26 protein-coding genes are annotated in these 24222 nt (G+C 69.8%); 11 read left to right on the top strand and 15 right to left on the bottom strand.

Going from position 1 to position 24222, the window contains the following annotated elements:
* Positions 1 to 89 precede the first annotated feature (89 nt).
* Positions 90 to 2093 (top strand): ABC1 kinase family protein, encoded by a 2004-nt coding sequence (locus BLS25_RS13680; RefSeq protein WP_074696461.1) that lies wholly within the window; start codon positions 90 to 92, stop codon positions 2091 to 2093.
* A 71-nt stretch (positions 2094 to 2164) separates the two neighbouring features.
* Here BLS25_RS13680 and BLS25_RS13675 read toward each other — a convergent pair whose 3' ends face one another.
* Positions 2165 to 2368: a hypothetical protein gene (locus tag BLS25_RS13675; protein ID WP_074696459.1), complete on the bottom strand. Its 204-nt coding sequence runs from the start codon at positions 2366 to 2368 to the stop codon at positions 2165 to 2167.
* Positions 2369 to 2609: 241 nt separating this feature from the next.
* Complete coding sequence (locus tag BLS25_RS13670) at positions 2610 to 2885, bottom strand: helix-turn-helix domain-containing protein (RefSeq protein ID WP_056226374.1); 276 nt, start codon at positions 2883 to 2885, stop codon at positions 2610 to 2612.
* A gap of 673 nt (positions 2886 to 3558) precedes the next feature.
* On the opposite strand from BLS25_RS13670, the gene BLS25_RS13665 reads away from it, so the two are divergent.
* The gene (locus BLS25_RS13665) at positions 3559 to 6009 is read left to right on the top strand and encodes a LuxR C-terminal-related transcriptional regulator (protein ID WP_256335598.1); all 2451 of its coding nucleotides are present in this window, start codon (positions 3559 to 3561) and stop codon (positions 6007 to 6009) included.
* A 201-nt stretch (positions 6010 to 6210) separates the two neighbouring features.
* On the opposite strand, the gene BLS25_RS13660 is transcribed toward BLS25_RS13665, so the two are convergent.
* From BLS25_RS13660 to BLS25_RS13645, 3 genes are all read right to left on the bottom strand, one after another.
* On the bottom strand, positions 6211 to 6903 hold the full coding sequence (locus BLS25_RS13660; RefSeq protein ID WP_056226368.1) for a DUF998 domain-containing protein: 693 nt from the start codon (positions 6901 to 6903) through the stop codon (positions 6211 to 6213).
* A gap of 570 nt (positions 6904 to 7473) precedes the next feature.
* Positions 7474 to 7782 carry a hypothetical protein gene (locus tag BLS25_RS13650; protein WP_056226363.1) on the bottom strand — a complete coding sequence of 103 codons (309 nt, stop codon included), beginning with the start codon at positions 7780 to 7782 and terminating at the stop codon, positions 7474 to 7476.
* The gene (locus tag BLS25_RS13645) at positions 7779 to 8156 is read right to left on the bottom strand and encodes a DUF7882 family protein (protein ID WP_056226360.1); all 378 of its coding nucleotides are present in this window, start codon (positions 8154 to 8156) and stop codon (positions 7779 to 7781) included. The genes BLS25_RS13650 and BLS25_RS13645 overlap by 4 nt, the downstream gene beginning before the upstream one ends.
* Positions 8157 to 8236: 80 nt before the next feature.
* Between BLS25_RS13645 and BLS25_RS13640 the strand changes: the two genes are divergently transcribed.
* On the top strand, positions 8237 to 8830 hold the full coding sequence (locus tag BLS25_RS13640; protein WP_081349853.1) for a MarR family winged helix-turn-helix transcriptional regulator: 594 nt from the start codon (positions 8237 to 8239) through the stop codon (positions 8828 to 8830).
* Positions 8831 to 8911: 81 nt separating this feature from the next.
* Complete coding sequence (locus BLS25_RS13635) at positions 8912 to 10765, top strand: DUF2207 family protein (RefSeq protein WP_074696455.1); 1854 nt, start codon at positions 8912 to 8914, stop codon at positions 10763 to 10765.
* 9 nt (positions 10766 to 10774) lie between these two features.
* On the opposite strand, the gene BLS25_RS13630 is transcribed toward BLS25_RS13635, so the two are convergent.
* Entirely contained in the window at positions 10775 to 11479 is a 705-nt protein-coding gene (locus BLS25_RS13630; protein WP_074696453.1) for an esterase/lipase family protein, read from the bottom strand.
* 111 nt (positions 11480 to 11590) lie between these two features.
* Here BLS25_RS13630 and BLS25_RS13625 point away from each other — a divergent pair, with 111 nt between their 5' ends.
* Positions 11591 to 11833, top strand: a complete 243-nt coding sequence (locus BLS25_RS13625; protein ID WP_074696451.1) for a hypothetical protein — start codon at positions 11591 to 11593, stop codon at positions 11831 to 11833.
* Between the two features lie 210 nt (positions 11834 to 12043).
* Here the strand turns inward: BLS25_RS13625 and BLS25_RS13620 are convergent, their stop codons facing one another.
* Positions 12044 to 12232 (bottom strand): hypothetical protein, encoded by a 189-nt coding sequence (locus BLS25_RS13620; RefSeq protein ID WP_056226347.1) that lies wholly within the window; start codon positions 12230 to 12232, stop codon positions 12044 to 12046.
* An 89-nt stretch (positions 12233 to 12321) separates the two neighbouring features.
* Complete coding sequence (locus tag BLS25_RS13615) at positions 12322 to 14928, bottom strand: MMPL family transporter (protein WP_074696449.1); 2607 nt, start codon at positions 14926 to 14928, stop codon at positions 12322 to 12324.
* Between the two features lie 120 nt (positions 14929 to 15048).
* Here BLS25_RS13615 and BLS25_RS13610 point away from each other — a divergent pair, with 120 nt between their 5' ends.
* From BLS25_RS13610 to BLS25_RS13600, 3 genes are all read left to right on the top strand, one after another.
* Entirely contained in the window at positions 15049 to 15618 is a 570-nt protein-coding gene (locus BLS25_RS13610; protein WP_074696447.1) for a TetR/AcrR family transcriptional regulator, read from the top strand.
* A 245-nt stretch (positions 15619 to 15863) separates the two neighbouring features.
* Positions 15864 to 16886, top strand: coding sequence for a TerC family protein (locus tag BLS25_RS13605; protein ID WP_056226338.1), 1023 nt, complete (start codon positions 15864 to 15866; stop codon positions 16884 to 16886).
* Between the two features lie 115 nt (positions 16887 to 17001).
* Entirely contained in the window at positions 17002 to 17967 is a 966-nt protein-coding gene (locus BLS25_RS13600; RefSeq protein ID WP_056228305.1) for an LLM class F420-dependent oxidoreductase, read from the top strand.
* A gap of 33 nt (positions 17968 to 18000) precedes the next feature.
* On the opposite strand, the gene BLS25_RS17255 is transcribed toward BLS25_RS13600, so the two are convergent.
* From BLS25_RS17255 to BLS25_RS13575, 5 genes are all read right to left on the bottom strand, one after another.
* The gene (locus BLS25_RS17255; protein ID WP_056226335.1) at positions 18001 to 18894 is read right to left on the bottom strand and encodes a helix-turn-helix domain-containing protein; all 894 of its coding nucleotides are present in this window, start codon (positions 18892 to 18894) and stop codon (positions 18001 to 18003) included.
* Positions 18895 to 19208: 314 nt separating this feature from the next.
* Positions 19209 to 19700 (bottom strand): FBP domain-containing protein, encoded by a 492-nt coding sequence (locus tag BLS25_RS13590; RefSeq protein WP_056226331.1) that lies wholly within the window; start codon positions 19698 to 19700, stop codon positions 19209 to 19211.
* A 258-nt stretch (positions 19701 to 19958) separates the two neighbouring features.
* Positions 19959 to 20336 (bottom strand): PPOX class F420-dependent oxidoreductase, encoded by a 378-nt coding sequence (locus tag BLS25_RS13585; RefSeq protein WP_081349852.1) that lies wholly within the window; start codon positions 20334 to 20336, stop codon positions 19959 to 19961.
* Entirely contained in the window at positions 20330 to 20863 is a 534-nt protein-coding gene (locus BLS25_RS13580; RefSeq protein WP_074696445.1) for a 2'-5' RNA ligase family protein, read from the bottom strand. The genes BLS25_RS13585 and BLS25_RS13580 overlap by 7 nt, the downstream gene beginning before the upstream one ends.
* Positions 20864 to 20879: 16 nt before the next feature.
* Positions 20880 to 21257, bottom strand: a complete 378-nt coding sequence (locus tag BLS25_RS13575; protein WP_056226325.1) for a DoxX family protein — start codon at positions 21255 to 21257, stop codon at positions 20880 to 20882.
* Positions 21258 to 21425: 168 nt separating this feature from the next.
* Between BLS25_RS13575 and BLS25_RS13570 the strand changes: the two genes are divergently transcribed.
* The gene (locus BLS25_RS13570; RefSeq protein ID WP_074696443.1) at positions 21426 to 21719 is read left to right on the top strand and encodes a sigma-70 family RNA polymerase sigma factor; all 294 of its coding nucleotides are present in this window, start codon (positions 21426 to 21428) and stop codon (positions 21717 to 21719) included.
* A gap of 3 nt (positions 21720 to 21722) precedes the next feature.
* On the opposite strand, the gene BLS25_RS13565 is transcribed toward BLS25_RS13570, so the two are convergent.
* On the bottom strand, positions 21723 to 22049 hold the full coding sequence (locus BLS25_RS13565) for a DUF7882 family protein (protein ID WP_074696441.1): 327 nt from the start codon (positions 22047 to 22049) through the stop codon (positions 21723 to 21725).
* 184 nt (positions 22050 to 22233) lie between these two features.
* Here BLS25_RS13565 and BLS25_RS13560 point away from each other — a divergent pair, with 184 nt between their 5' ends.
* Positions 22234 to 22689, top strand: a complete 456-nt coding sequence (locus BLS25_RS13560; protein WP_056226316.1) for a MarR family winged helix-turn-helix transcriptional regulator — start codon at positions 22234 to 22236, stop codon at positions 22687 to 22689.
* Positions 22690 to 22695: 6 nt separating this feature from the next.
* Here the strand turns inward: BLS25_RS13560 and BLS25_RS13555 are convergent, their stop codons facing one another.
* Positions 22696 to 23016, bottom strand: coding sequence for a DUF7882 family protein (locus BLS25_RS13555; RefSeq protein ID WP_056228297.1), 321 nt, complete (start codon positions 23014 to 23016; stop codon positions 22696 to 22698).
* A 75-nt stretch (positions 23017 to 23091) separates the two neighbouring features.
* On the opposite strand from BLS25_RS13555, the gene BLS25_RS13550 reads away from it, so the two are divergent.
* Positions 23092 to 24117: a glycoside hydrolase family 6 protein gene (locus tag BLS25_RS13550; protein WP_074696439.1), complete on the top strand. Its 1026-nt coding sequence runs from the start codon at positions 23092 to 23094 to the stop codon at positions 24115 to 24117.
* The last annotated feature ends 105 nt before the right edge of the window (positions 24118 to 24222 follow it).

The following is a 24222-nucleotide window of genomic DNA, read 5'->3' as shown; positions in this document are numbered from 1 at the left end:
TCCAGCGAGGCTCTGCAGCCTGGTGGGCCTGCCACCGCTGCGGGCTCGCCCGGATCGCCTGAGCCTCGCCCGGCTACGCTGACCACGTGATGGCCAGCCTCCTCATCTCGATCACCGCCGTCGTCTCGGCGCTCCTCGTCGGGTTCGTCGCGCGTCGAGTCCTCGGCACCGCGGTGGGCTGGCCGCGCAGTATCGTCGTCGGTCTGCTGGTCTTCCTCCTGGGAGTACCCTCGGCCGGATGGACGCTGCGACAGACCGGGTTCCCCGATTCCTCGGCATCCATTCCCGCGGAGGACGGCTGGATCTGGGCGGGCCTGATCGCGCTCTCGCTGGCATGGGTCTTCGCCCTCGGCGTCGCCGCCCTCGTGGCGAGCGAGGCGATCTTTCCGACGCGCCCCCTCCCGAATCCGATCGACGTCGTGCGGGCAGCGCTCCGCCAGCGCAAACGGACCCGGCGGTACCTGGAGATCCTCGCGATCGCCTCTCGGCACGGGGTCGGGTGGCTCTTCCACGGCGGACGCGCGCGCGTCGAGGAGCAACTGAGCACCTCGGAGGAACGGGCGCGAGCCATCGTGGCGACGATCAACGATGCCGGGGTGAGTTTCGTCAAGCTCGGCCAGGTGCTCTCGACCCGTCGTGACCTCGTTCCCGAGCCGTATCTGAGCGCCCTCGCCTCCCTGCAGACGAGCGCGACGACGCTTCCCTGGGAAACGGTGCGCGCGGTCATCGAGAGCGACCTCGGCCAGTCGATCGATGCGGTCTACGCCGAGGTCGACCCAGTCCCCCTCGCCGCCGCCTCCGTCGCACAGGTACACCGCGCGCGGCTGCTCGACGGCACCCACGTCGTCATCAAGGTCCAGCGGCCCGCCGCGCGGGCGCAGGTGGAGGCGGATGCCGACATCATCGGCCGCCTCGCGCACCGGGCCGAGGCGCGCACACGCGTCGGACGCGATCTCCGTATCGAATCGGTCGCCCGCGGCTTCACCACCACCCTCCTCGAAGAACTCGACTACCGCATCGAGGCCCGCAACACGCAGATGATCGGTTCGACCCTCGAACTGATCGATCGCGCCGAACCCGGACGCCGCGGGCTCGTGAGCGTTCCGCGCATCTTCTCCGACGCGTCCGGCCAACGCGTGCTCACGATGGGTCTCGTCGACGGAACGGCCTTGAGCGACGCGGCGCCGCTGATCGCCGACCTCGATCCGTCGCAGCGCGATCGCCTCGCCGAGACACTGATGGCGACCGTCCTCGAGCAGATCCTCGTGTACGGGGTCTTCCACGCGGACCTCCACCCCGGCAACGTGCTGCTGAAGAGCGACGGGACCCTGGGGCTCATCGACTTCGGCGCCGTCGGCGTCATCGAGCGCAGTCGACGTCAGCACATGACAGCTTTCCTCCTCGCCGCCCTCAGCGAGAACGATGTCGCGGCGACGGACGCCCTGCTCCTCATCGTCGACGCCCCCGACGACGCCGACCTCGACGCCTTCCGACACGACGTGGGAGTGGTCCTCACCACCGAGCACCTGCGCACCAGCGGGCACGGATCGATCTTCACGCGAATGGTCGACGTGATCCGCCAGCACCACATCGCTCTGCCCGGCGAACTCGCCTCGGCCTTCCGGAGCTTCGCCACTCTCGAAGGGTGCCTGCGCGTCATCGTCGATGACTTCGACATGGTCGGTCGAGCGCTCCCGCTCATGCCGAGCCTCCTTCGTCGGACGGTGTCGGTCAAGCGCATGGCCACCGACCTCCAGGCGCAAACGGTCATCGCCTTCGCTCGCCTTGAACAGATCCCCCGTCGCCTCGACGCCCTGCTCACGGGCGTCGAGAAGGGGTCCATCGGGATCACGTTGCGCAGCGCCGACGGCGAGGACGTCAGCGGCATCCTCGGCCGGGCGACGGGTGAGATCGCCACCACGCTCGTCTCGATCGCCGCCGTGGTCCTCGCCGTCGTCCTGGTGATCGCGGGGGGCGGGCCGGTCCTCGGCGGGTCCATCACCCTGTTCGCCGTCCTGGGCGCCGTCGTCGGCCTGTTCGGCTTCCTCGGCCTCTTGCGCATCGTGCGCAGGACGTTCGGCCGCCGCGGCTGACTCGTCGCGGACCGACGAACGGTCCCGTCGACGCCTCCGCCATCGGCGCGCTGTCCTTCCTGGGCAGGAGATCAGTGGGTCTCGGGTTCGGGAGCGAGGAGGGCGACGAGTTCCCCCTCCTCCTGAAGACCGATCGCGAGTTCGCGGACCGCGCTGACCGGGAGGGAAACGGACGCCCCGATCCCGGTCTCCACGATCACCCACGTCTCGGCATCGGTGGTCCGTCGCAGCAGACCGATCTCCACCTCCGCGAGGAGGCCGGGGCCGAACCCCATCGCGTCTCGCACCCTCGCGCTGACTCCGACGCCTGCGCTGCGGTGATCTTCGTCGTCGGGATGAGCGGTGGAGCCGTGCTCTGTGACGCACCAGCGGAAGGCACACCTTCGGGCACCGGAGGTCCGTTTGGCGCGAGACTGCCGAGTCATGCATGACACCTTTCCGTCGGGGTCGCCGCGGGCGGCGAACCGAACACTGGTGGGCACGAACGCATTACATCGCGAACCTCCGACACCGCCGTCACCGTCCGGGCGGGAGCCCCTTCGGCGGGGTGGGGATCAGGTCGGGCAAAGCGATCCCGAGGACATCCGACAGGGCCACCAAGGTGCGCAGACGCGGGTTCGCGGCGGTCCCGGGATTGGACTCCCCCTTCTCGAGCTTCCGATAGGTGAAGGTCGCGAGCCCCGCTTCGTGGGCGACCTGCTCCTGAGACATCTGCTTCTCGGCGCGGGCGCGGAGCATGCGCACGCCCAACTCGCGGGCGAACTCTGTCCAGGGGTCGGGCGCGTCGTTCATGAGACCAGCTTGATCGGAAGTCAACGCTCACATGAACATGCATACATGCCCGGTCGGTGGGCGCGACCCCCACGGTGGGGATCGAGGCGGGCGAAGGACGGGCGGCCGGAGGTGGAACGCGCCAGGCAGTCTTCGTGTCGTCACCCGACCGCCCGTGCCCCGCGCAGAGAGCGAAGCCCCCGGAATGGAGCCCGAGCCGGTCATTCCCGCGTACCCGCCCCTGCGCGGCGCACCAGCCCAGGGGGCGCCGGCGCCGGGGCGGCACCACGCCCCCGCGCCCGCCCACTCCCCTGATCAGAGCGCCGGGAAGCCACCGCGCATCGGACGCGGATCACGAGAGACGGCGAATATTTCACCCGCGGCATCACCCGGACGACCGACGACGGCTCACCCAACGCCCCCTCTTCCGAGCACGGCGAGGCGACGCCGCTCTTGACGCGAGAACGGCGAGCGACCAGGCGAAGGACGTACCGGCCCGAGAGGGTGATGCGGAGGGGGTGAATCGGGGATGACGCGGGGGATGAAACCTGCGAGATTCGTCCGACCATCGTGCGCAAAACCCGCAGGATCTTCTCGACGGGGTGGGAGTTCACCGCGTCGACCGCAGCCCCACCTCAGAAGGGCGGCAGTCCTTTCGCTCCTGGAGGTCCCGATGTTGATCGGTGTGGATGACATGGTGATCGGCGTTCGAGCCGCCCGCCGCACGAGCCGGTTCTGGGCACCGCGTCCACAGGCGCTGGGCCGTCTCGAAGCGGCATTGCGCACCGATGTCGTCCTGCTCCGTGGACCGACCGGCGTGGGGAAGACCGCGCTGCTGCGCCAATTCGCCGACGCTCTTGCCTCGGACATCGAGCATGGCGTACAGCTCATCGACGGCGCCCTCACGTCGCCGGAATCCCTTCCGCATATCGCGGAGGCATTCGCAGACGGGCCCGCCTCCCATGTTCTCCTCGTGGACGATCACGTCGAAGGACGCGGGGTTTCGACCCACCATCTGCTCGATCTGCTGCGCGCCGACCGGAACCTTCGAATCGTCGTCGCCACCCGCCAGCCGACGGGTTTCGAGAATCCCCTCGTCGCACTGGAATTCGATGTGCAGGCGCTCCCCTCAGGAGACCTGCTGATGACCCGGGAAGAGGTCGCATCGGTCCTCGCCGTGAACGGGGTCGAGTCGACCGACACCGCCACCGACGAGCTCGCCGCACACACGCACGGGTGGCCCGCCCTCGTCCAGCTGGCCAGCACTCGGCTCCGCCTGGAGGGCCTCCCCCTCCACACGCGCGGCGAAGCCGCCACGGCGGCCGCCTACGCGAGCGCCGCGCTCACCCGCGACATGGAGGCGCGATTGGGTGCACCGGTCACGGACGATCTCCGCCTCCTCGCTCTCGCCCCCTACGTCACCGAGCCCCTCGCCCGCGCCCTCGGCGTCGAGTCGCAGAATGGGGCCACCCCCGATCTTCTCGATCGGCTCCAGAGCGCGGGTGTGGTCTGGCCCGGCACGACGCGCGCGCTGTTGGCCGAGCCGATTCGCGAGCGGTGGTTCCAGGAGATCACCGCGAAGCAGCCTTCCCGGGTGTCCGCAGCCCGGCTCCGGCTGCTCGAGCATCTCGTGTCGAACGGCGAGTCCCTGCTGGCGACCCGGCTCGCCGCGGACGCGCGACAGTGGACGACCCTGGCCGGGATCCTGCGCAGGTCGGGGTCCGAGGTCTGGGCGCGCAGCGCCGACGGCTTTTCGCGCGCCCTCGCGCGGCTCCGATCGAGCGCGTCCTCAGCTCCGGTGGTCGTCGAGGCGCTGCTCTCCCTCGACCCCGAGACCGCTGTGTCAGCAGAGACACCCTCGCTCGTGGCCTCCGCTCTCAACCGCCTGCCCGACGTCTCGAGCGTCACAGCGGGCCGCCCCGACGCCCTGATCATCCGTGTGAGTCTTCTTCGCGCCGCGGGGCGATTCGCACTCGCCTCCGAAGCGTCGGACATGCTTGCCGACGCCCTCGGCCGCGCGCGAGATCTCAAACTCGAGACGAAGGCCGAGGGGTGGTATCAGGTCGCGATGACCTTCCTCGCCATGGGGCAGCTGCGCGCGGCGAGCGAGTGCATGTCACGGGCCGAGCACACGGCGCTACCTGCGCAGCGGCTGCGGGCGCGCGGCGCCCTCGCCGTCATCGCTCTGCTCGAAGGTGACGTGCGCACCGCGCGAGCACTCGTCGAGGCGGAGTGCTCGGACACCTGGGTGGCGTCTCCCTGGGGTGAAGGCCTCCGACTGGCGTCCGCGTGGGTCCTCCTCGAGGCCGGCGAAGCGGAAGAGGCGCGCCCGCTCTTCGACGCCCTGTCTTCCACCGCCGCGGCTCGCGAGCTGTGGCCCTACGCGGCGTCGGCCCACGTCCTGACGCTCCTCGTGTCGGGCGCCGCATCCGACGCGCTCGAAGTGCTGCGCACGTGGACGACAGCAATACGCAGCACACCCCCCTCGCACTTCCAGTCGACGCTTCTCCTGACGACGCGAGCGAAAGTGCTCATCGCGCTCCGGCAAGCACGGGACGCTCTCGCCCTGTTCGAGGGCCCGTTCATGCTCTCCCCCCTCACCGCTCCCGCCATCGCGCTGTCTCAGCTGTACGCCGGGCGAGCGCACGACGCCTTCGTCCTGAGCATCAAGTGGGGCCGCCAGCACGAGCCCTCCCCACGCACGACTCTCGAGAGCCTCGTCGTCAGTATCGTGGCCGAGGTGCGCTTGCGTGGGGCCGCCTCCCGCCGCCCCACCCTGGAGCGCGCCGAAGCGCTGAGTATCCGACACGATCTGTGGAGCCCCTGGAGCGCGTTGGCGCCAGAAGACCGCGCGGTGGTCGTGAAGACGCTGTCGTCCACGTCACGCGCTCACATCGAAGCGCGCGCGTCTTACTTCGTGTCATCGGCGAGCGTGCCTCAACTCACCACCCGCGAAAAGGTGGTGTTGGACCACCTCACACCGTCGGCGACGATCGCCGTCATCGCCCGCGAGCTCTCCGTTTCCCCGAATACGGTCAAGACGCAGCTGCGGAGTCTTTACCGGAAGCTCGAGGCGTCGGATCGGTCGAGTGCGATCCGAGCGGCCCACGCGTGGGGACTCATCGAGAGCCCCGAGGACGTGTGACGGAGCGGTCGCGCCGGTGACGGCGAGCTCGTCCGATCAACAGGCGCGCGGCACCGAGAAGGATGATCGCGAGCACGATGCCGGGGAGTGTCAGCGGTACGCCCGCTGACCGGACAACCGCGAGGATGACGGCGAATGCGGCCAGGGGTGCAAGCCACCCCGCGATGCGCCGCAGTCGCCGGAACGCATCTCCTGGGGTACTCACGCGCGCACCCCGAACACATCCGGGTGGCTTCGCCGAATGTCAGAGGCGACCTGCAGGCCCCAGACCCCGAACCACGCGATGGCGAGCGTCGCGGCGGCGAACTCCAGGTTGCCGCCGAGCACCGTGTCACCACGGGAAAGAGCGATCATCGCGCCGGTCAGCGATGTGGCACCGACCGCGACGAGCGTGAAGACGGAGGCCGCGCGCATCCAGGGACGCCGAGGCCTCGCGGCAACCTGTCCCATGGCGACGATCGCCGACAGGAACCCGAGGACGGCGAAGGAGATGTGGATCAGGTCTTGGGGAAGGGCGCCCTCGGTGAAAGGAATGGGGCATCCGGGCGAGCAGGTGACGACGGATGCCACGGCGAAGCACAACCCGCACACGAGCAGCGTCGTGGCGACGGGCCACCCGGCACCGTAACCTTCGCCCCGCCCGGCGAGCGATCTATCGAGCAGGACCGTGGCGATCGCGAGCAGAAGCAGCGCCGTGTTGAACAGGGGCGCGGTGGGCATCGCCGTCGCACCGAGCTGACTCACGTACTGCACACCGGGCTCCCAGAGGCGGCATATCCAGATGAGCGCAGCGCTGACGAAAGCGGCCGAACCGCCGATCGTCGCCGCGAGGGCGGGTGGTGCGCTTCGGAGCCCCTGCGCCCGAGCGAGGGGCCGCTCGGCGGTTTCGGTCATCGGCTCCTCCTGCAACGGGCTCGGCCACCCTATCGCTTCGATCGCGCGCACCCGTCATCGATGGCCGCATCAGCCTCGGCGAAGAGGTGTCCCTCCGTGAACGCCGGCCGATGAGCTCGTTCCGGCGGGGAGAGCCTCGGCCTCACGGAAGAGGTCAGCGTTGCGCGCGGGCCAGCCCCCGTGACGTCGGGAATGGCCCCGACTCGCGTCTGTTCACGCCGCTCCTCCCGGCACTCGTCTAGGCTGGCGTCACGTCCGCATCCGGAGGGGTCCGATGAATTCGCGATCACCACGTCCGATGGGTTTCGCGCTCTGCGTCGTCGCAATGGCCGTTCTGGCCGCCCCGACCCTGGTCTTCCCCGCCGATTCGCCCACCGGGCCCCGACTGATCTTCGGAGCCCTGGGAGGGGTCTGCTTCGCGGTCGCCGTTCTGCTCGTTCGAAAAGAGCCCGCGGCGCGGGGGCCCGTCGACCGGTCAGGCGAGGACGTCACCGAGAACCGGGAACCGGAGGATCCCCCGGGTCGGTGATGCGGACCGTCCCGTGGGTGCGTCCCACGTTGGGGTTTCGGTCATGACTGCGCCCTGAAAAGTCTGGCGATCGTCGCACTGCGGCTGACCTCGCGGAGGAACTGCATCCCGCGGACGGCCGGGTTCTCGCGACGATCCCGGGCGTGGCCGCCCAATGCCGACCGCGCCGCATCGGCGTGGGCGAAGGTGCCGATGTGCCGCCCGTGCGGGTCGAAGGCGAGGAACGTCCCGAGGGAGCGGCGATCGACGTACCCGGCGAAGTCGCCGTCGCGCGTGGCGACAGAGAGGTCGGCGTCCACCCGTGACCAGACGACCGCCCCGTTGGACGCGTGCGGCGCAGAAGGGGTCACGCCGCGCGGACGAGGGAACGCGTCGACTTCGACGCAGAGGCCGACACCCGCGGCGGGACGACTTTCTCCGCGGGCTCCTCGAGGGCGATGTCGAGGCTGAGGCCGCGCGAGGAGTTGGCATCGTTGGCCATGCGCCTGAGAAGGTTCTGGTCGAGCGCCTCCGGCTGCTCCGAGTCGAAGACGAACCGCAGAGGAATGGACGGCTGCAGCCAGATCGTCGATCGTCCCACCGGCTCGTCGGCGCCGTGCACCCACGAGAGCGTGAAGCTCTCACCGCGGCGGAGCTTGGTGGCGACGACCACCTTGACGTGCGCCAACATGCGGTCGTCGATGCGGATCGGCTCGGTCGTCGTGCCGTAGTAGAGCTTCGCCATGATGTACCCCTCTGCTCGTTGCTCACTGATGAACTTACTAGGTAGACTAGCGAATAGGCAAGCGAGATATTAGGAGATCGATGTCCAGCGAGCACGCGGCACCTCCGTCTTACTGGTACAGCGACAGCGTCGAAGACGAGCGCGGGGCGCGCGTCATGGAGGCGATGCGCGCGTACCGTTCAGCGGAGATGGCGATGCGTCGCCGCACTCAGGACTCCATGTCGATGGGCGAGAACGAACTCCTCGTCCTGCGCTTCCTCGCGAGGGCCAGCGGCGCGGGCCGGGACGTCACCCCCATCGACCTCGCCCGCCATCTCGGAGTGTCGACGGCGTCCGTGACGGCCCTGCTCGATCGGCTCGAGCGGTCGGGGCACCTCCGGCGCACGCCGCACCCCTCCGACCGCCGCAAGGTGGTCATCACCGCCACCCCGCACGCCGACGAGGAGATGCGCGAGACCCTCCGGTCGATGCACGCGCGCATGATGCAGGCGACCCGCGGGATGTCCGAGAGCGAGACGGTGGCCGTGACGGCGTTCCTCCAGCGCATGCGATGCGCCGTCGCCGATGCCTGCGAGGTCTCGGGCCGCTCCTGCTGTGCGCTGTTCGCTCCCCCTGTTGCCGCGCCCTCGATCCTTCGGACGGTCGCGGCGGCCACCCCCAGCGCCGCGGCCTGAGCGCTGCGTTCCCTCGACCGCGCACCAGACTCCGCCGCAGGGGGGATCCGCTCGCAACGGGCGGCCGGATAGCGTCTGAGCATGCCGAGCCTCGCCTCTTCGCCTCTCCGGGTCCGCCGCTCGTGGGCGGCCTTCGCCATCGTCGCGTTGGCGTTGCTCATCGCGCTCGCATCGCCTCGTCCCGCTTCGGCCGATACGAGCGACTTCACCTTCGACTCCTTCGACGCGCAGATGACGCTCACTCGGGCGGCCGACGGTCACGCCGAGCTCGCGGTGACCGAAACGCTCGTCGCGCGGTTCCCCGACGAAGACCAGAACCGCGGCATCATCCGGTCGATACCCGATGACTACGACGGGGTGCCCCTGCAGACCCGTGTCGTCTCGGTCGTGGACGCCGCGGGCGCGGCAGTTCCTTTCGAGGTCGAGTCCGACCGCCGCGAGGTGAGGGTGCTCACCGGCGACGACTCCTACGTCCGTGGCGTGCAGACGTACGTGATCTCCTACACGCAGCGCGACACCATCCGCTCCTTCGCGGATACGGACGCCGATGAGTTCTACCGCGACGTGAACGGCACGCAGTGGGAGCAGCCCTTCGGCGCGGTCTCGGTGCGCTTGTCGGTCGACGCGGCGCTCGTCCCCTTCCTGCGAGAGGGGGCGGCCGCCTGCTACGTCGGCTCGGAGGGATCGGACCGTCGGTGCGACATCGCGAGCGGATCCGGCGCCGCCGGCGTCGTGTTCTCGTCGCAGGAGCAGTCGCTCGGCCCCGGCGAGAACCTCACCGTCGCCATCGGGTTCGCCCGCGGGACGTTCATTCCCGGGGAGGTGGTGCGAACACCCCTCGAGCAATTCTCGGTCGACGCGGCCCCCGCGCTGGCCGGCAGCTCGATCGCGGCGGTGGGGATCGGCCTCGCGGGGGTCGGCGTCGCCGCCGCCGCTCGTCGGCGCGGTCGCGATGCGGACGGACGCGGCATCATCGTTCCCGAGTACGGGCCGCCCTCCGGAGTCGACGTGATCGAGGGCGCCGAACTGGTGCACCGGTCGGGTGCCGGCATCCCGGCCGCCCTTCTCGACACTGCCATCGCGGGTCATCTGCGCATCATCGAGACACCGGGGGAACCCGGCTCGCTCGAGCTCGAGTTCGTCGACGACGCGGGGGCGACACCGCTTCGGGCCGCCGTCGTCCACGCCGTCTTCGGCGACGCCCCGGCCGCCGGGCAACGAGTGAAGCCCGGGCCCGCCCGTCAGGATGTCGCCCTCGCTCTGCGGCGGCTGCCGGCCGCGGCCTCGGCGGAGCTCCGCTCGCGCGGCTGGACCGAGAAGCAGAGACCGGGCACCGCGATCCTCGCCGCGGGCAGCGTCGTCCTGGCCTTCGCGATCTCGGTGGCCGCCCTGGTCCTCGCCGCAGCGGGCAGCGCACCGGCCTGGTGGCAGATCGTCGCGATCCCCGCGACGGTGGTTCTCGGCATCCTGACCTTCGTCGTCCTGCGCTATCGGGATCGGATCACGGATGCCGGAGCCCCGGCACGCGATCACCTTCGGGGCCTGCGCGACTACCTGAGCCTCGCCGAAGCGGATCGCCTCCGCGTCCTGCAGAGCCCGGAAGGCGCCGAGAGGACCTCGCTCGACCCGGGTGACCCGACGCAGGTGCTGCACCTGTACGAACGGCTCCTCCCCTGGGCGGTCGTGTGGGGCGTGGAGAAGGAGTGGGCCGAGGCCCTCGACACCCGCGTTCGCGAAGCGGGCGCGGATCTGGGGTGGTACAGCGGCGGCAGCGGGTTCTCGCCCGTGGCCTTCACGGGCATGATGGGGTCGCTGCACACGGCGAGCGCCCCGGCCGTGGCGACGACGAGCGGGTCGGGGAGCTTCTCCGGCGGCTCGTTCGGCGGCGGCTTCTCGGGCGGCGGAATGGGCGGCGGAGGCGGCGGAGGGCGCTGAACCGACCGGTCACTCCGCGGCGCGCAACACTTCGGCGATCACCCGCGGATCCTCCAGGACGCGGAAGTGCCCGCCGCGCGCCAGGACGATGTTCCTCGCCCCCGCGAGCTCGCTCCCCTCGGGGATGTGGGGGTCGAACGGGCCGAAGATCGAGACGATGCGGGTGTTCACGTCCGCCGAGGCGGCGAGCGCGCGCATCGTCGCGTCACCCGAGGCGAAGGCACGCAGCGAGGGGGTCGGCATGAGCCTGCTGTAGCGCGACCCGCCGAACGGGGTGGCGACGGCGACCATCCCCCGCACGCGAGTGCCCGCGGGGCTGAACGCCATGACGTGCTTGCCGATGAGCCCGCCCTTGCTGTGCGCGACGAGCAGCACGTCGTCGAGGCCGCGAGCGACCAACAGCTCTGCCACGCGTCCGGCGGATTCGGCGATCGGCCGACGGTTGCCGCCGAGCTCCGTCACGACGTGCACGGGATGGCCGCGGTCGTGAAGGGCACGCGCGAGCGGCTCCATGAACCGCCACGTCTCGTAGATGCCCGGAAGCAGGACGATCGGGGTCCCCTCGCCCGCGGCGAGCGAATCGGGGGCACCGCGATCCCGCAGAGCGCGCGCCTGCGCCCGCACCGCGTAGACGTAGTCCTGCGCCCACCACCCGGCATCGCGCGCGGCGACGCGCACTCGTTGCGGCAGGGTCGTCACGGCATCCCTCGTCATATCCCCATCGTGTCGCGCTCGGGACGACGATACGGGCGGGTTGCCGCGCACATCGGCTCGTGCGACACAAGCCCGGGATCGCGGGAAGGGCGCCGACCGTACCGTGTGGCCATGGACATCTCAGACATCCGCTGGAACGAACCCGCCCGCCAGAAGATCCTCGACGACGCCGACGCCGTCCTGCGCGAGGCCGTCGTCGCGATCGCCCGGGACAGCGAGGGCATCTCGTCGGACGAGGCCTTCGCGCAGATCAACGCGCGCATCAAGGATCGCTTCATCGATTACGAGCCCGGCCCCGACATCCGCACCTACGCCGACGCGATCGCGGCGGGCGAGATCCCCACGACTACCTGAACCCCCGAGCGACGAAGGCGGTCCCGCGAGAATCCGTGGGACCGCCTTCGTATCGCCTGAGCGAACGCGACCGGAGCGAGGCACCGGCGTAGCCTGCCGGTACCCGGCCCCGGCATCGCCGGCGCGGATGACGCCACTTTCGGCGTCCCCGACGACTCCCGCCCGTCGAGCCCGTCCCCCACTCGGCTCCGGACGGGAGCCGTCGTCCGCCTAGCGGTCCTCGCCGTATCCGCGAATGCTGCGGAGGTCGTCCTTCAGGTCCTGCTGCGCGGGCTCGTCGTCGTGAACGGCGGCGTCCGCCGCGCGCTGCTGCTGCGCTCCGGCCTTCTTCTCCTCCACGCCGGCGTCGGTGGCGCCGTCCATGACGGGGGCGTCCTGCGTCTCTTCACGATCGGTCATCGTCGTCCTCCTCGGAATTGGTCCTTCCCGGCATCCTGTTGCTTCCGCTCCCACGGGAGCCGGGGCTTGCGCCGCCCGGCCGCGGCTGCTCACGACCCGTGATGCCCGGGGTGGCGCCGCTCGAGAGCGGCCCCTTCGACGTCGACGTCGGGAACGATCCGGTCCAGCCACTTCGGAAGCCACCAGGCGGACCCGCCGAGGACGTGCATGATCGCCGGCATGAGCAGCATCCGCACGATGAACGCGTCGAAGAGCACGCCGAGCGCGAGACCGAGGCCCATCGACTTGATGATCACGGAGTCCGAGGCGATGAAGCCCGAGAACACCGCCACCATGATGATGGCGGCCGCCGTCACGACCGTGCGCCCGGCTCGGAAGCCCTGGGCGACGGCCACGCGCGGCGCCGCTCCGTGCGCCCACGCCTCGCGCATTCCCGTGGCCAAGAACAGCTGGTAGTCCATCGCGAGCCCGAACAGGATGCCGACCAGGATCACCGGCAGGAAGCTCAGGATCGGGCCGGGGTTGTGCACGCCCAGCACGCCACCGAGCCACCCCCACTGGAACACCGCCGTCACGGCGCCGTAGGTCGCGAACAGCGACAGGACGAACCCGAGGGTCGCGATCAGCGGCACGAGGAGCGAGCGGAAGACCATCACCATGATGAGGAACGACAGCCCCACCACCACGACGAGGTAGATCGGCAGGACGCTCGCCAAACCCTCGGAGATGTCGATGTTGATCGCCGCGGCGCCCGCCACCCCCAGGTCGATGTCACCGTCCACGGGCGGGATCGCCCGCAGGTCGCGCACGAGCTGTTCGGTGGAGACGGCGTTCGGCCCCTCCTTCGGGATGACCTGGAACGCCGCGAGCGTGCGGTCGTCGGAGACCGCGACCGGGGCGACGGCGGCGACATCGTTCTGCGAGAACAGCTCGCGGGCGACGTCGAGCTGGATACCTCGCACCTCGTCCTCGGCGGTTCCCCCGGGAAGGGCGGCGGTCACGAGCAGCGGGGCGTTCGCACCGGCACCGAACGCCTGCTCCGTCCAGGTGAAGGCCTTGTACGCCGTCGAGTCCTCGGCCTCCGATCCGCCGTCGGGAAGACCGAGGCGCATCGACAGCGCGGGGATCGCGACGACCAGCAGGACGATCGTGGCCACGACCATCGTGACGACGGCACGGAACGTCGACATTGGCTTCACCCCGGCCGCGGCGACCGGGACGGCACCCGTGCGAGCGGCGCGTCGAGGGTGCTCCTGGACGTCCGAGGGCGCGATGCCCTCGCGGGCCGCCCGACGAGGGTGCGCTTCGGCCGCTGCGGCGACGAGTCGCCCGCGCGCGCGTCGGCTCAGGATGCGCGTTCCCGCGAGGCCGAGCAGGGCCGGTGTCAACGACACGGCGATGAGCACGGCGACGAGGACGCTCACCGCACCCGCCGTCCCCATCAGCCCGAGGAACGGGATGCCGGTGATGTTCAGCGCCAGGAGGGCGACGATGACCGTGGTGCCGGCGAACACCACCGCATTACCGGCGGTGCCGTTGGCGAGGCCGATCGAGTCGACGACGTCCGCGCCCTGCAGGAGCTGGCGCCGGTGCCGATACAGGATGAAGAGCGAGTAGTCGATGCCGACGGCCAGCCCCAGCATCACGCCCAGGATTGGCGTGACGGATGCCATCTGCACCAGACCCGAGAACGACAACGTGGCCATCGCGCCGATCGCGACCCCGACCAGTGCGGTGATGATCGGGAACGAAGCCGCCAGGAGGGATCCGAGGACGACGATCAGAACGATCGCGGCGATCGCGACGCCGATCGCCTCGCCCACGCCGAGGATCTCCGGGACCCCCTGCGAGATCTCGGTGTTGAAGGCGACCTCGACCCCATCGACGGGCGCGGCGGTGAAGTGCTCGACCACGGCGTCCTTGGACGCCTGCGAGAGCTCGAGACGGGGTTCGCTGAACGAGACGTTCACGATGGCCGTTGATCCGTCCGCCGCGACCAGGCGGATGGCATCCGCGAAGCCGAGCAGCTCCGACCCGTCATCGAGTTGCGTCTGTTGGGCGTCGATCTGCGCGAGGCCGTCGCTGAGCTGAGTCTGCTGCTGCTCGAGGCCGGACCGCTGCTGGTCGATCTGCTGCTGCTGCGCCTCGAGGGCCGTCAGCTGGGCCTGCTTCTGCGCGGCCGGGAGCGGCGCGGATTCGATCTGCGCCCTCGCCTCGTCGAGCTTCTGCTGTCCCGCCTCGAGCTGAGCCCTTCCGGCGTCGAGCTGTTGCTGACCGGACTCCGCCTGCGCTCGGGCCTGGTCGATCTGCTGCCTGCCGTCGACGACCTGTTGCCGCTGCGCGTCGAGCTGCTGCTGGGCGGTGAAGGGGTCGGTGACACGGGCCACGTCGGGGAGGTCACCCGCCGAGGTCACCAGCGCCGAGATCGCGGTCTTCTGCGCGTCGGTGAGGGGCGAGCCGTCATCGGTACGGAAGACCACGGCGCCCGAGGCGCCCGCGAAATCAGGAAGCTCCCCCTGCAGTTCGGAGATCACCTCTCCGGATGCCGTTCCCGGGATGTCGAAGCTTGAGCTGAGGCCTTTGAATCCGACGAGGAACCCGCCCACGACGATCCCCAGGATGACCAGCCACGCGACGATCACCGTCCACGCGCGACGAGCCGCGAATGTTCCGAGGCGGTGCAGCAGTTCAGCCATGCGGGGTGTTCCTCTCGTGCGGTGCGCGCGAGGGAGCACCGTCGGCTCCGACAAGTCCGGGCAAAGATAACACGCACCGTCTCGTCTCGCTTTGCCCCGCGATCGTCCAGAATGTGTGACATGACTCTTCCGCGCAGTGGACCCGTGCGCAGCGAGGCGGCGCGTCTGGCGATCCTCGACGCCGCGGTGGCGCTCTTCGTCGAACGCGGATACGACCACCTCACGGTCGAGGGCATCGCCCGACGCGCGGGCGTCGGCAAGCAGACGATCTACCGCTGGTGGGCGAGCAAGGGCGACGTCATCGCGGAAGCGATTCTCGAGGGCCGCCTGCTCGGCGGCCGACGCGAGCTCCCCGACACCGGCGACCCGCGCACCGATCTCGCTGCGTGGCTCACCGATCTGTTCACTCTGCGGGCGAGCGCGGACGGCGAGGGGATGCTGCGCTCTCTCGTCGCTGCGGCCGCCGGCAGCGCCGAAACCGGCCGGCGGCTCCGCGCGGAGATCCTCGCTGCCCCTCTCGTCGAGAGCCTCTCGCAGGCCATGGGCGGCGTCTCGGGCCCGCGGCTCGACGCCGCCGCCGACGCCCTGGTGGGGGCGGTCATCCTGCGCGCCCTCAGCCGCGAGCAGTTCGACGCCGCCGACATGCTGGCCCTCGTCGACGCCGTCGTGGGCGGCGCTCCCCCGCGTTGAGGCGCACCGCCGTCGAACGCCGGGGTCCGGCATCCACCGCCGGTTAGCACAGCGGGCGGATCGTCGTCCAGTCCCGGAACGCAGAGCCGGATGCCGTAGAATCGAGCCCAGCAAGGGGAGTACTCCCACCGCGACGTTCTCGTCAATACGGATCACGCCATCGTGAGCCCGGGACGTCGGCCCATCTCGCCGGGTGGAGGAGACCTTGGTGTCTTGCCGTACACCTATTTCCCTTGGAGGCCGCCATGGGCGTCACCCCTCTGATCTGGATCATCACGATCGCGATCACCATCGCCTTCTTCGTGTTCGAGTTCTTCGCGCACGTCCGAAAGCCTCACGAGCCCTCGATCGCCGAATCCGCCCGCTGGTCGGCGTTCTACATCGGCCTCGCGCTCCTGTTCGGCGTCGGCATCGGCGTGTTCTCCGGTTGGACGTTCGGTGGGGAGTACTTCGCCGGTTATCTGACCGAGAAGGCGCTGTCGATCGACAACCTCTTCGTGTTCCTGATCATCATGACCGGGTTCGCCGTGCCGAAGATCTACCAGCAGAAGGTGCTGATGATCGGCATCGTGATCGCTCTGATCATGCGCGGTGCCTTCATCGCCGTGGGCGCCGCCCTCATCGAGAACTTCTCCTGGATCTTCTACATCTTCGGCGCGCTGCTGCTGTTCCTCGCCTATCGTCAGGCGTTCGCGCACGGTGAGAGCGACCCCGCGAACGGCAGATTCATGAAGTTCGTCCGCCGCGTCCTGCCGGTGAGCGAGGAGTACAACGACGACAAGCTGACCGTGCGCAAGAACGGCAAGCGATTCGTCACCCCGATGCTGCTCGTGATCATCGCCATCGGCTTCATCGACCTCGTCTTCGCCGTCGACTCGATCCCCGCGATCTACGGCCTGACGAACGAGGCGTACATCGTCTTCACCGCCAACGCGTTCGCGCTGATGGGTCTGCGCCAGCTCTACTTCCTCATCGGCGGCCTGCTCGAGCGCCTGGTCTACCTCGCGCAGGGCCTCGCGGTCATTCTGGCGTTCATCGGCGTCAAGCTCGTCTTCCACGCTCTGCACGTGAACGAGCTGCCGTTCATCAACGGCGGCGAACCGCTGCTGTGGGTGCCCGAAATCCCCATCTGGTTCTCGTTGCTGTTCATCGCGGCGACGGTGGCAGTGGCGACCTTCCTCAGCCTGCGCAAGACCCGCAACGACGACAAGAAGAAGGAGCGGGAGACCTTCGAGGGCGAGAAGGTCATCCACGCTCCCGAAGACTGACCTCGTCACGGAGGGCCCGCGGCGCGCACCGCTGGCCCTCCGTCGTGTCTGCCGCATCTGCGTGGCGAACGCAACCCCGGCGAGCGCGCGATTCCCCCGCCCTACCGTGGCCGACATGACGCGATTCGGCTACACCCTCATGACCGAGCAGAGCGGCCCCAAGGCCCTCGTCGACTACGCCGTCGGTGCCGAGCGCGCCGGCTACGACTTCCTCGTCTCGAGCGACCACTACTCCCCGTGGCTCACCAGCCAGGGCCACGCGCCCTACGCCTGGACGGTGCTCGGAGCGGTCGCACAGGCCACCACCGACGTCGAGCTGATGACGTACGTGACCTGCCCGACCGTTCGCTATCACCCCGCGGTGGTGGCCCAGAAGGCCGCGACCCTTCAGCTCCTGTCCGACGGTCGTTTCACTCTGGGCCTGGGATCCGGCGAGAACTTGAACGAGCACGTCGTGGGTGAGGGGTGGCCCGCCGTCCACGCGCGTCAGGACATGCTCGTCGAGGCGATCGAGATCATCCGCGCGCTGCACACGGGCGACCTCGTCACCTACGACGGCGAGTATTTCCGCGTCGACTCCGCACGCGTGTGGGATGCCCCCGACGGTGGCGTCCCCATCGGTGTGGCCGTGTCGGGCGAGCACTCGATCGAACGCTTCGCCCCGCTCGGCGACCACCTGATCACCACGGAACCCGACGGCGATCTGATCGCCGGATGGGATGCGCACCACGAGGGCACCTCGCGGAAGATCGGCCAGATCCCGATCAGCTGGGATCCGGACAAGGATGCCGCGGTGGCCCGCGCCCACGATCAGTTCCGGTGGTTCGCCGGCGGCTGGGCGGTGAACGCCGACCTGCCCACTCCGGCCGGCTTCGCGGGTGCGTCGCAGTTCGTGCGGCCCGAGGACGTCGCGGAGTCGATCGCCTGCGGCCCGGACCTCGACGAGCTCGCCGAGAGCGTCCGCCCCTTCATCGACGCGGGGTTCACCGACATCGCGATCGTCCAGGTGGGCGACGAGCAGCAGCAGCGCTTCGTCGACGAGATCGCGGCCCCGCTTCTCGAGAAGCTCCGCGCGCTGTGAGGGGTCGGGGTGCGCACTGCGCGCACCCCGGCATCACGCGCGTCCGACGTACCCCGCCTCGGCGACCCACCGCTCGAGCTTCCAGACGGGGAAGCGGAAAATCCGGGCGACGGTGACCACGTCGTAGTCCGCCTCGGCGACGGCCGCGACCGCGAATTCCCGGAGGGAGCGGAACTCCCGACCTGCGAGAACCCCCTCGCGCAGATCGGAGAAAGTCCGCGGTTCGCGGGCGACACCCGCATCCTGAGCGACGAGGACGTAGCGCGAAGTGGGCGGGGGCGCGTCGCTCTCGGCCACGAGAGGAGCCGGAGGCGCCACGCCGATCTCCGTTCGGACGATCGTGGCGGTGGACGCGGGCGAGACGACCGTCGTCGCCGCCGGGGCGCTCCCCATCCACGGCGCCGGAGGAAGAGCGCCTCCCCACGACTTCTCCGTCGGTTCGATCGGGGGTGACGCGGGCGCAGGGTCGGCTCGCGGCGGCGTGACGGAGGTCGTCTGCGGCGCCGGGGTGCCTCTCACCCACGGGGCGGCGGGGAGCTCCCCTCCCCAGATCACCTCACTGGGCACGACATGGGGGCTCGACGCGGGCGCGGGCGCGGCCGACGTCATCCACGGCGCCGGAGGGAGGTCCCCGCCCCAGGTCACCTCGCTCGGCACGACGTACGGGCTCTTGGGTTCTCGATCGCTCCGGTCCCGAGCCGTCTCGCCGAACAGCTCCGACAGATCGATCTCGAAGGCTTCCGCGAGAGCGACGAGGGTCGCCAGCGAGGCCGTGGTGCGTCCGGATTCGATCGCGCGAACACGCGACTCCGAGATCCCGGCTTCGTACGACAGAGCCGTGACGGACAGGTCGCGCTCGCGCCGCAGACGACGGACTCGGTCAGCGAGGGTGTTCAGGACGGCGTCGAGGCGGTCGTCGACGGACATCGAGGTCACCTTCCGGCCTCAGTGCACTGCACCGATACCGCGCCCCGCGCGGGAGATGGCCCCGAAGGACGCCGGTCTCGAGTCGGAGAACCCGCATCGACCGCGCCGTGTGATCGTACCGACACCGTTCTCCCCCTCAGGCACCAAGCCGTCGACTCATGTCCGGGGGAGACACTGAACACTATCGCGTCCGACGAGCGCCGTGTGAACGCCGCGCGCACCCCCTCGTATGCGCCCGCGCGGCGCCCGCTCCGCCGGCGCCGACCCACCGGACTGACCGCCGACGACTCGTGGGCGGTCAGTCCGGTTCGTCTTCACGCGCCGTCGCGCAGGTCGCGGAAGAACGTGTCGACGTGGGCGCGCAGCGCCTCGACCCGTCGATCGCGAGCGGCCGCGGCGTCATGCCCGAGGTAGGCGGGCGGATCGAGCCGCCGAACATTCCGCGAGCACTCGAACCGCGCGCACACGAGGGTTCCGACGGTGTTGCCCGCGCGCCCGGCCTTCCCGGCGCGGCGGGCGGCGAAGAACACGACGTCGTTCGGCAACGTCACATCGGAGCACCACGAGCATTGCGGGCGCGTGCGCGTCGGTTGCTCTGCTTGTCGCAGTTGAAGACCGACGGGGCTCCCGTCGATGTCGGCGACCACGAATCCGAGGAGCGGGGTCTTGGCGTCACGCCAGCCGAAGTAGTCGAGGCGGTCCCACGGAGCCGCGTCGAGGTCGGTGGGGATGACGATGGAGCTGCGCTCACGCGTGGAGACGTTGACGAAGCTGGAGCGGAGATCGGAGGCAGAGAAGGCGTGCATGGAAAGTCCCGTCGGTGAACCGCGTCGCGCGGGGCGGAGCGGCGACGAACGCGCGGGAAATCGCGCGGCGATAGGCCCGCCTCGAGAGGACGGGCGAGGTGGGCGCGTGCGGCGAAGCCGAGCGCCCGCGCCGGTCACCCGGCGAGGAAGGCGGCGTGCACGGCGCCTGTGCCGTCGGCGCTCCGCGCGCCGACGACCCCCTCACGCCCGGAGGGCATCGACGAGGTGACGGGGGACATGGACCCCACCATACGCCTCTCAGCCTCGGAAAACGGCCGAGCCGAGGACGCGCTCGACGGTCATCTCGAGGACGACCCGATCGGGGTTGACCCGCGGCTGCCGGTAGCGGGCGGCGTACAACTCGACCGCGTGGCTCACGGCATCCGGATCATCGCTCACCCGCGCCGCACCCTCGAAACTGATCCACTTCGCCCCGTCGACCGAGCAGATGGAAGCCCGACCACTGCGGTCCGCGTTGACGAACTTCTGCGTTCCCCGCGAACCGATGACGCGGACGACGCCGTCCTCGTAGGTGAAGCCGACCGGAACGGAATGCACCCGCCCCGACCGCCCGATGGTCGACAGGGTGGCCAGGTGGTATTCGCGGAGGAACTCGAAGGCGTCGTCGGTCAGCACGATTCCAGGGTGCCACGTCCCACGAGATCCGTGACCGTCTTCGTCGCAGCGTCCCACCGGCGGATGCCGACCGCTCGCGCTGCGAGATCCTCGCCGCCTCGTTCCTCGAGGACGCCGAGCGCGTCGCCCAGGCGCTCCAGCGGCACCCGCCGGGCGAGTGTCACGTGCGCCGTCCACGCGCCGGGAACCGAGTGGTCGACGTCGGCCCCCGGCCCGGCGAGCTCGTGGACTCGCGCGTGCAGCGAGAGGAGCTCCTCCGTCGGGACCACGGAGCGTGCGATGACCCGGTTGCGTCCCCTCCCGAACAGGACGGGGGCCCCGAGGCGGAGCGCGAGCGGAAGAGCCGCCTCCAGGGGCGCGACATCGAACGGCGCCAGGTCCGGTCGGACGAGGAGGGTCACGTGGGGGCGGTTGCTCTCGCCACGGTGACGGGCCTGACTGGGCAGGTCGGCGCTGACGAGGGCGTCCCACTCTGCGCGGACGGCGGAGTCGGTCTCGTCGTCGAAGACCAGCTCCAGGCTGACCACATCCGTCACCGTCGCGTCACCGGGTGGACCACCACGCGGCCGCCACCAGGACGGGCTGGAAGAACAACCGCCCGAAACGCTTCTGGTCGGTGTCCAGCCCGAACGCCGAACGACCCTTGCGCCACTGGTCGATGTTGCCGGGGAAGATCGCCACGAAGAAGGCGGCGAGCGCGGCTCCGATCCGACGCCGCTCCTTCGGGAGGACGAGGAGCGCAAGCCCGAAGGCCGCCTCCACCACGCCGGATGCCACGACCACCGCGTCGCGATCGAGCGGACCGTTCTCGACCAGCACGTCGGGCACCTGGGCCTGGAAGTCGCGGCGGGCGAAGGTCAGGTGCGAGACACCGGCGAACAGCATTGCCAGGGCGAGAGCCCAGCGCACGACAGATTTCATGGAGACACCGTACGACGGTCCTCGGTTGCCGCGGGCAGGCTTGACGCCACGTTCCGGCGCTCCCGCGCTCCCCTCACCGATCGCTACGGCACACGTCCCGATTGCGCAACCCCAGGCCGCCGACTGCGCACGGCGGTTGACTGGCATCACGGACGAAGGAGGTGCACCGTGACCATGACCGATACCGCGACCCGCGAGAGTCGAGAGCAGGATCTCGACGCCCTCCTCGTGCGCGCAGCCTCGGGCGACTGCGACGCCTTCGTCGAGTTCTACGACGCCACCTCACCCCGCATCTATGCGGTGCTGCTCTCCCTCACGGGGATGGCGGCTCGCGCCGACGCGCTTCTCGAGGGCATCTACGTCGAGGCGTGGGAACGCATGCGCGGGCGTTCGGCTCCCCCGTGCCCCGGCATGGAGTGGATGTCGGCCATCGCTCACCGCCACGCCACGGCGTCGCGGTGAGTCTCAGCGGGCGTCCGCGACGAGTGCAGCGGTGCTGTCGCCGAGATCGAGCGTGAGACCGCTCGATGAATTCGCCGCGTTCGCCAGGCTCTGTAGCAGGGCGGGGTCGAGCACCTCGGGCTCCGCAGACCCGAACACGAACCGCAGGGGAATCGACGGCTGGATCCAGAGGGTGCTCCGTCCGGCCGGTTCATCCGATGGATGCCGCCACGAGACGGTGAAACTCTCGCCGCGACGCAACTTGGTCGCGATGACGACCTTGACGTGGGCGAGGACGCGATCGGGGATGCGGATCGGGCTCGGAGAAGATCCGTAGAACAGTGAGCCCATCGGCGTCTCCTTCCGGGTGGTTCCGGTCCCCTGATCATACGAGATCCGCCCGGCTGAGCACATGAACCGAAAGGGAAGTCTCAGCGTGATCTCCCTTGTCGGACTCGAGCCGGAATGCATCGGTCGGCTGGAATCTCGGCGACCTAACTAGAATGCCTACACGGGGCCTACCCCGAGGAGACTCATGACGCTCGAGACGCAAGACGATCACGCGATGACGGCGGCGCGCGCGGTCGAAAGGCTCCGCCTCGCGGAAGCCCGGCTCGCTCGGCGGCGGCAGACGGATTGCGGTCCCAGCGAGAACGCCCGCGCGGCAATGCGTCTGATCCTGGAACGCGCCGACGCCGGAGTCACCGTCACCCCGACGGAGATCGCCCAGGCGCTCGGAATCTCCACCGCCTCGGTCACGGGGATGCTGGACCGCCTGCGCGCGGGCGGGTTGATCGATTTCGTCGCGAACCCCTCGGACCGCCGGAGCAAGTTCGTCGTCCCCTTCGATCGCGGCGCCGATCCGGATGCCATCGACCCGGTGACCGCGCGCATCCGCGAATTCGCCCTGGGCCTTCCGGAAGACACCGCGGATCAGCTCGCTGTGTTCCTGGACCGTGTGCGCGAGGTCGTCGACGCCGAGTGCGCCTGAGGGAGCTCAGCCCACCGAGGCGGAAACCGCGTCGGGGTCGGGCTCGGCCGTGATGCTCAGTCCCTGCGGGGAACTCGCCTCGTCCATGAGAGCTTCAACCCACCGACGATTGAGCTGCGGCGCTCGACTGCCGTAGAAGTGGAAGACCAGCGGGATCGACGGTGAGATCCAGAGCGTGCGGGTCCCGCTGCCGTCCCCCATCGGGAACTGGAACATGAAGGGTTCGCCGCGGCGCAGCTTGTTCATGAAGACCACTCGGAGGTGGGACAGGGTCCGATCCTCGATGTCGAAAGAATGCCCGAGGGTGTTGTAAACCAGTTTGCCCACGGCCACAGTCTATAACGCTTCACCCCCTTAACTACCTCGGCCCTGGCCCCGCTCACCTCGACTAGAGTCCTGAACGTGGCGAGATCACCCCGGCCGAGGCGGCCCCGACGGCGGGTCCCGCGCGCGCTCATCGTCGCCGGCGCGATCGTCGCCGTCGTCGCTCTCATCGCCGGAATCGGCGTCGTCGGGAGCCTGGTCACGAACCTCTTCCAGACGCTGTCGGCGAAGCCGCCGGCGGTCGGCACCCGGATTGTCGCGCCGGACGAGTCGAAGGCCGCGCAGGCCGCACGCTCGGGAGAGGGCGACACCGACCAGGTCGCGGCCGCGCAGTGGCTCTCCACGCAGCCCACCACGTACTGGCTGACGCCCGAGCTCGACCCCATCGATGAGGTGTGGGACCGAATCGCTCACCTCGCGGCCGAGGCGCGAGACCAGAAGGCATCCATCTCGGTCGCGGTGTACGGACTCCCGGACCGCGATTGCGGCAATCATTCCGCGGGGGGCCTCGACCCCGCGTCGTACGCGCAGTGGACCAAGCGCATCGGCGACGCCCTCCGCAACGCCTCCGACATCCAGAAGATCGTCGTGCTCGAGCCGGACTCCATCGCCCTGTCCTCCTCGTGCGGGTCGGTGAGCGATCGCGCGGGCTATCTGCAGCAGGCGGTTCAGAACATCCGTGGAACGAACACCTGGATCTACGTCGACGGCGGCCACTCCGCGTGGCATCCCGCCGCCGAGATGGCGAGCCTGATCCAGGCGATGGGAGTCCTCCCCGACGTCCGAGGCGTGGCCCTGAACGTCTCGAACTACCAGGACACCGCCGCGGAGTTCGCCTACGCCCACGAGCTGTCCGACCTTCTCGGCGGAACTCACGCGGTCGTCGACACTTCGCGCAACGGCGCAGGCCCCGCCGGGTCGGAGTGGTGCAACCCCTCGGACCGCCTGGTCGGCAGCCCCGGCGGCTCCTACGGCGATGGAGTGGTCGACACCAACCTGTGGATCAAGCCGGCCGGTGAGAGCGACGGCGAATGCAACGGGGGTCCCGTCGCCGGCGCATGGTGGCCGGCCGCAGCGGCGGAATTGACCCGCGAACAGCGCTGACCCAGGGGTCGACCGCGACCGTGCCGGGAAGTGTGTCAAAATTGCGCTCGTCGCGCTGCGACACCGCGACTCGGGGGAGAACGCGGGCACGGTCCCGTGCGAAGC

Source organism: Microbacterium testaceum StLB037 (assembly GCF_900104345.1).
Lineage (GTDB): Bacteria > Actinomycetota > Actinomycetes > Actinomycetales > Microbacteriaceae > Microbacterium > Microbacterium testaceum_A.
Note: the sequence above shows the minus strand (reverse complement) of the source record. Positions and strands in the feature narration are given on the sequence as shown.

What these genes read in the sequence shown, in the direction of transcription:
- BLS25_RS13680 (WP_074696461.1), top strand. Translation starts at nt 90, where the DNA reads ATGGCCAGCCTCCTCATCTCGATCACCGCCGTCGTCTCGGCGCTCCTC.
- BLS25_RS13675 (WP_074696459.1), bottom strand. Translation starts at nt 2,368, where the DNA reads ATGGGGTTCGGCCCCGGCCTCCTCGCGGAGGTGGAGATCGGTCTGCTG.
- BLS25_RS13670 (WP_056226374.1), bottom strand. Translation starts at nt 2,885, where the DNA reads ATGAACGACGCGCCCGACCCCTGGACAGAGTTCGCCCGCGAGTTGGGC.
- BLS25_RS13665 (WP_256335598.1), top strand. Translation starts at nt 3,559, where the DNA reads ATGGTGATCGGCGTTCGAGCCGCCCGCCGCACGAGCCGGTTCTGGGCA.
- BLS25_RS13660 (WP_056226368.1), bottom strand. Translation starts at nt 6,903, where the DNA reads ATGACCGAAACCGCCGAGCGGCCCCTCGCTCGGGCGCAGGGGCTCCGA.
- BLS25_RS13645 (WP_056226360.1), bottom strand. Translation starts at nt 8,156, where the DNA reads ATGGCGAAGCTCTACTACGGCACGACGACCGAGCCGATCCGCATCGAC.
- BLS25_RS13640 (WP_081349853.1), top strand. Translation starts at nt 8,237, where the DNA reads ATGTCCAGCGAGCACGCGGCACCTCCGTCTTACTGGTACAGCGACAGC.
- BLS25_RS13635 (WP_074696455.1), top strand. Translation starts at nt 8,912, where the DNA reads ATGCCGAGCCTCGCCTCTTCGCCTCTCCGGGTCCGCCGCTCGTGGGCG.
- BLS25_RS13630 (WP_074696453.1), bottom strand. Translation starts at nt 11,479, where the DNA reads ATGACGAGGGATGCCGTGACGACCCTGCCGCAACGAGTGCGCGTCGCC.
- BLS25_RS13625 (WP_074696451.1), top strand. Translation starts at nt 11,591, where the DNA reads ATGGACATCTCAGACATCCGCTGGAACGAACCCGCCCGCCAGAAGATC.
- BLS25_RS13620 (WP_056226347.1), bottom strand. Translation starts at nt 12,232, where the DNA reads ATGACCGATCGTGAAGAGACGCAGGACGCCCCCGTCATGGACGGCGCC.
- BLS25_RS13615 (WP_074696449.1), bottom strand. Translation starts at nt 14,928, where the DNA reads ATGGCTGAACTGCTGCACCGCCTCGGAACATTCGCGGCTCGTCGCGCG.
- BLS25_RS13610 (WP_074696447.1), top strand. Translation starts at nt 15,049, where the DNA reads ATGACTCTTCCGCGCAGTGGACCCGTGCGCAGCGAGGCGGCGCGTCTG.
- BLS25_RS13605 (WP_056226338.1), top strand. Translation starts at nt 15,864, where the DNA reads ATGGGCGTCACCCCTCTGATCTGGATCATCACGATCGCGATCACCATC.
- BLS25_RS13600 (WP_056228305.1), top strand. Translation starts at nt 17,002, where the DNA reads ATGACGCGATTCGGCTACACCCTCATGACCGAGCAGAGCGGCCCCAAG.
- BLS25_RS17255 (WP_056226335.1), bottom strand. Translation starts at nt 18,894, where the DNA reads ATGTCCGTCGACGACCGCCTCGACGCCGTCCTGAACACCCTCGCTGAC.
- BLS25_RS13590 (WP_056226331.1), bottom strand. Translation starts at nt 19,700, where the DNA reads ATGCACGCCTTCTCTGCCTCCGATCTCCGCTCCAGCTTCGTCAACGTC.
- BLS25_RS13575 (WP_056226325.1), bottom strand. Translation starts at nt 21,257, where the DNA reads ATGAAATCTGTCGTGCGCTGGGCTCTCGCCCTGGCAATGCTGTTCGCC.
- BLS25_RS13565 (WP_074696441.1), bottom strand. Translation starts at nt 22,049, where the DNA reads ATGGGCTCACTGTTCTACGGATCTTCTCCGAGCCCGATCCGCATCCCC.
- BLS25_RS13560 (WP_056226316.1), top strand. Translation starts at nt 22,234, where the DNA reads ATGACGCTCGAGACGCAAGACGATCACGCGATGACGGCGGCGCGCGCG.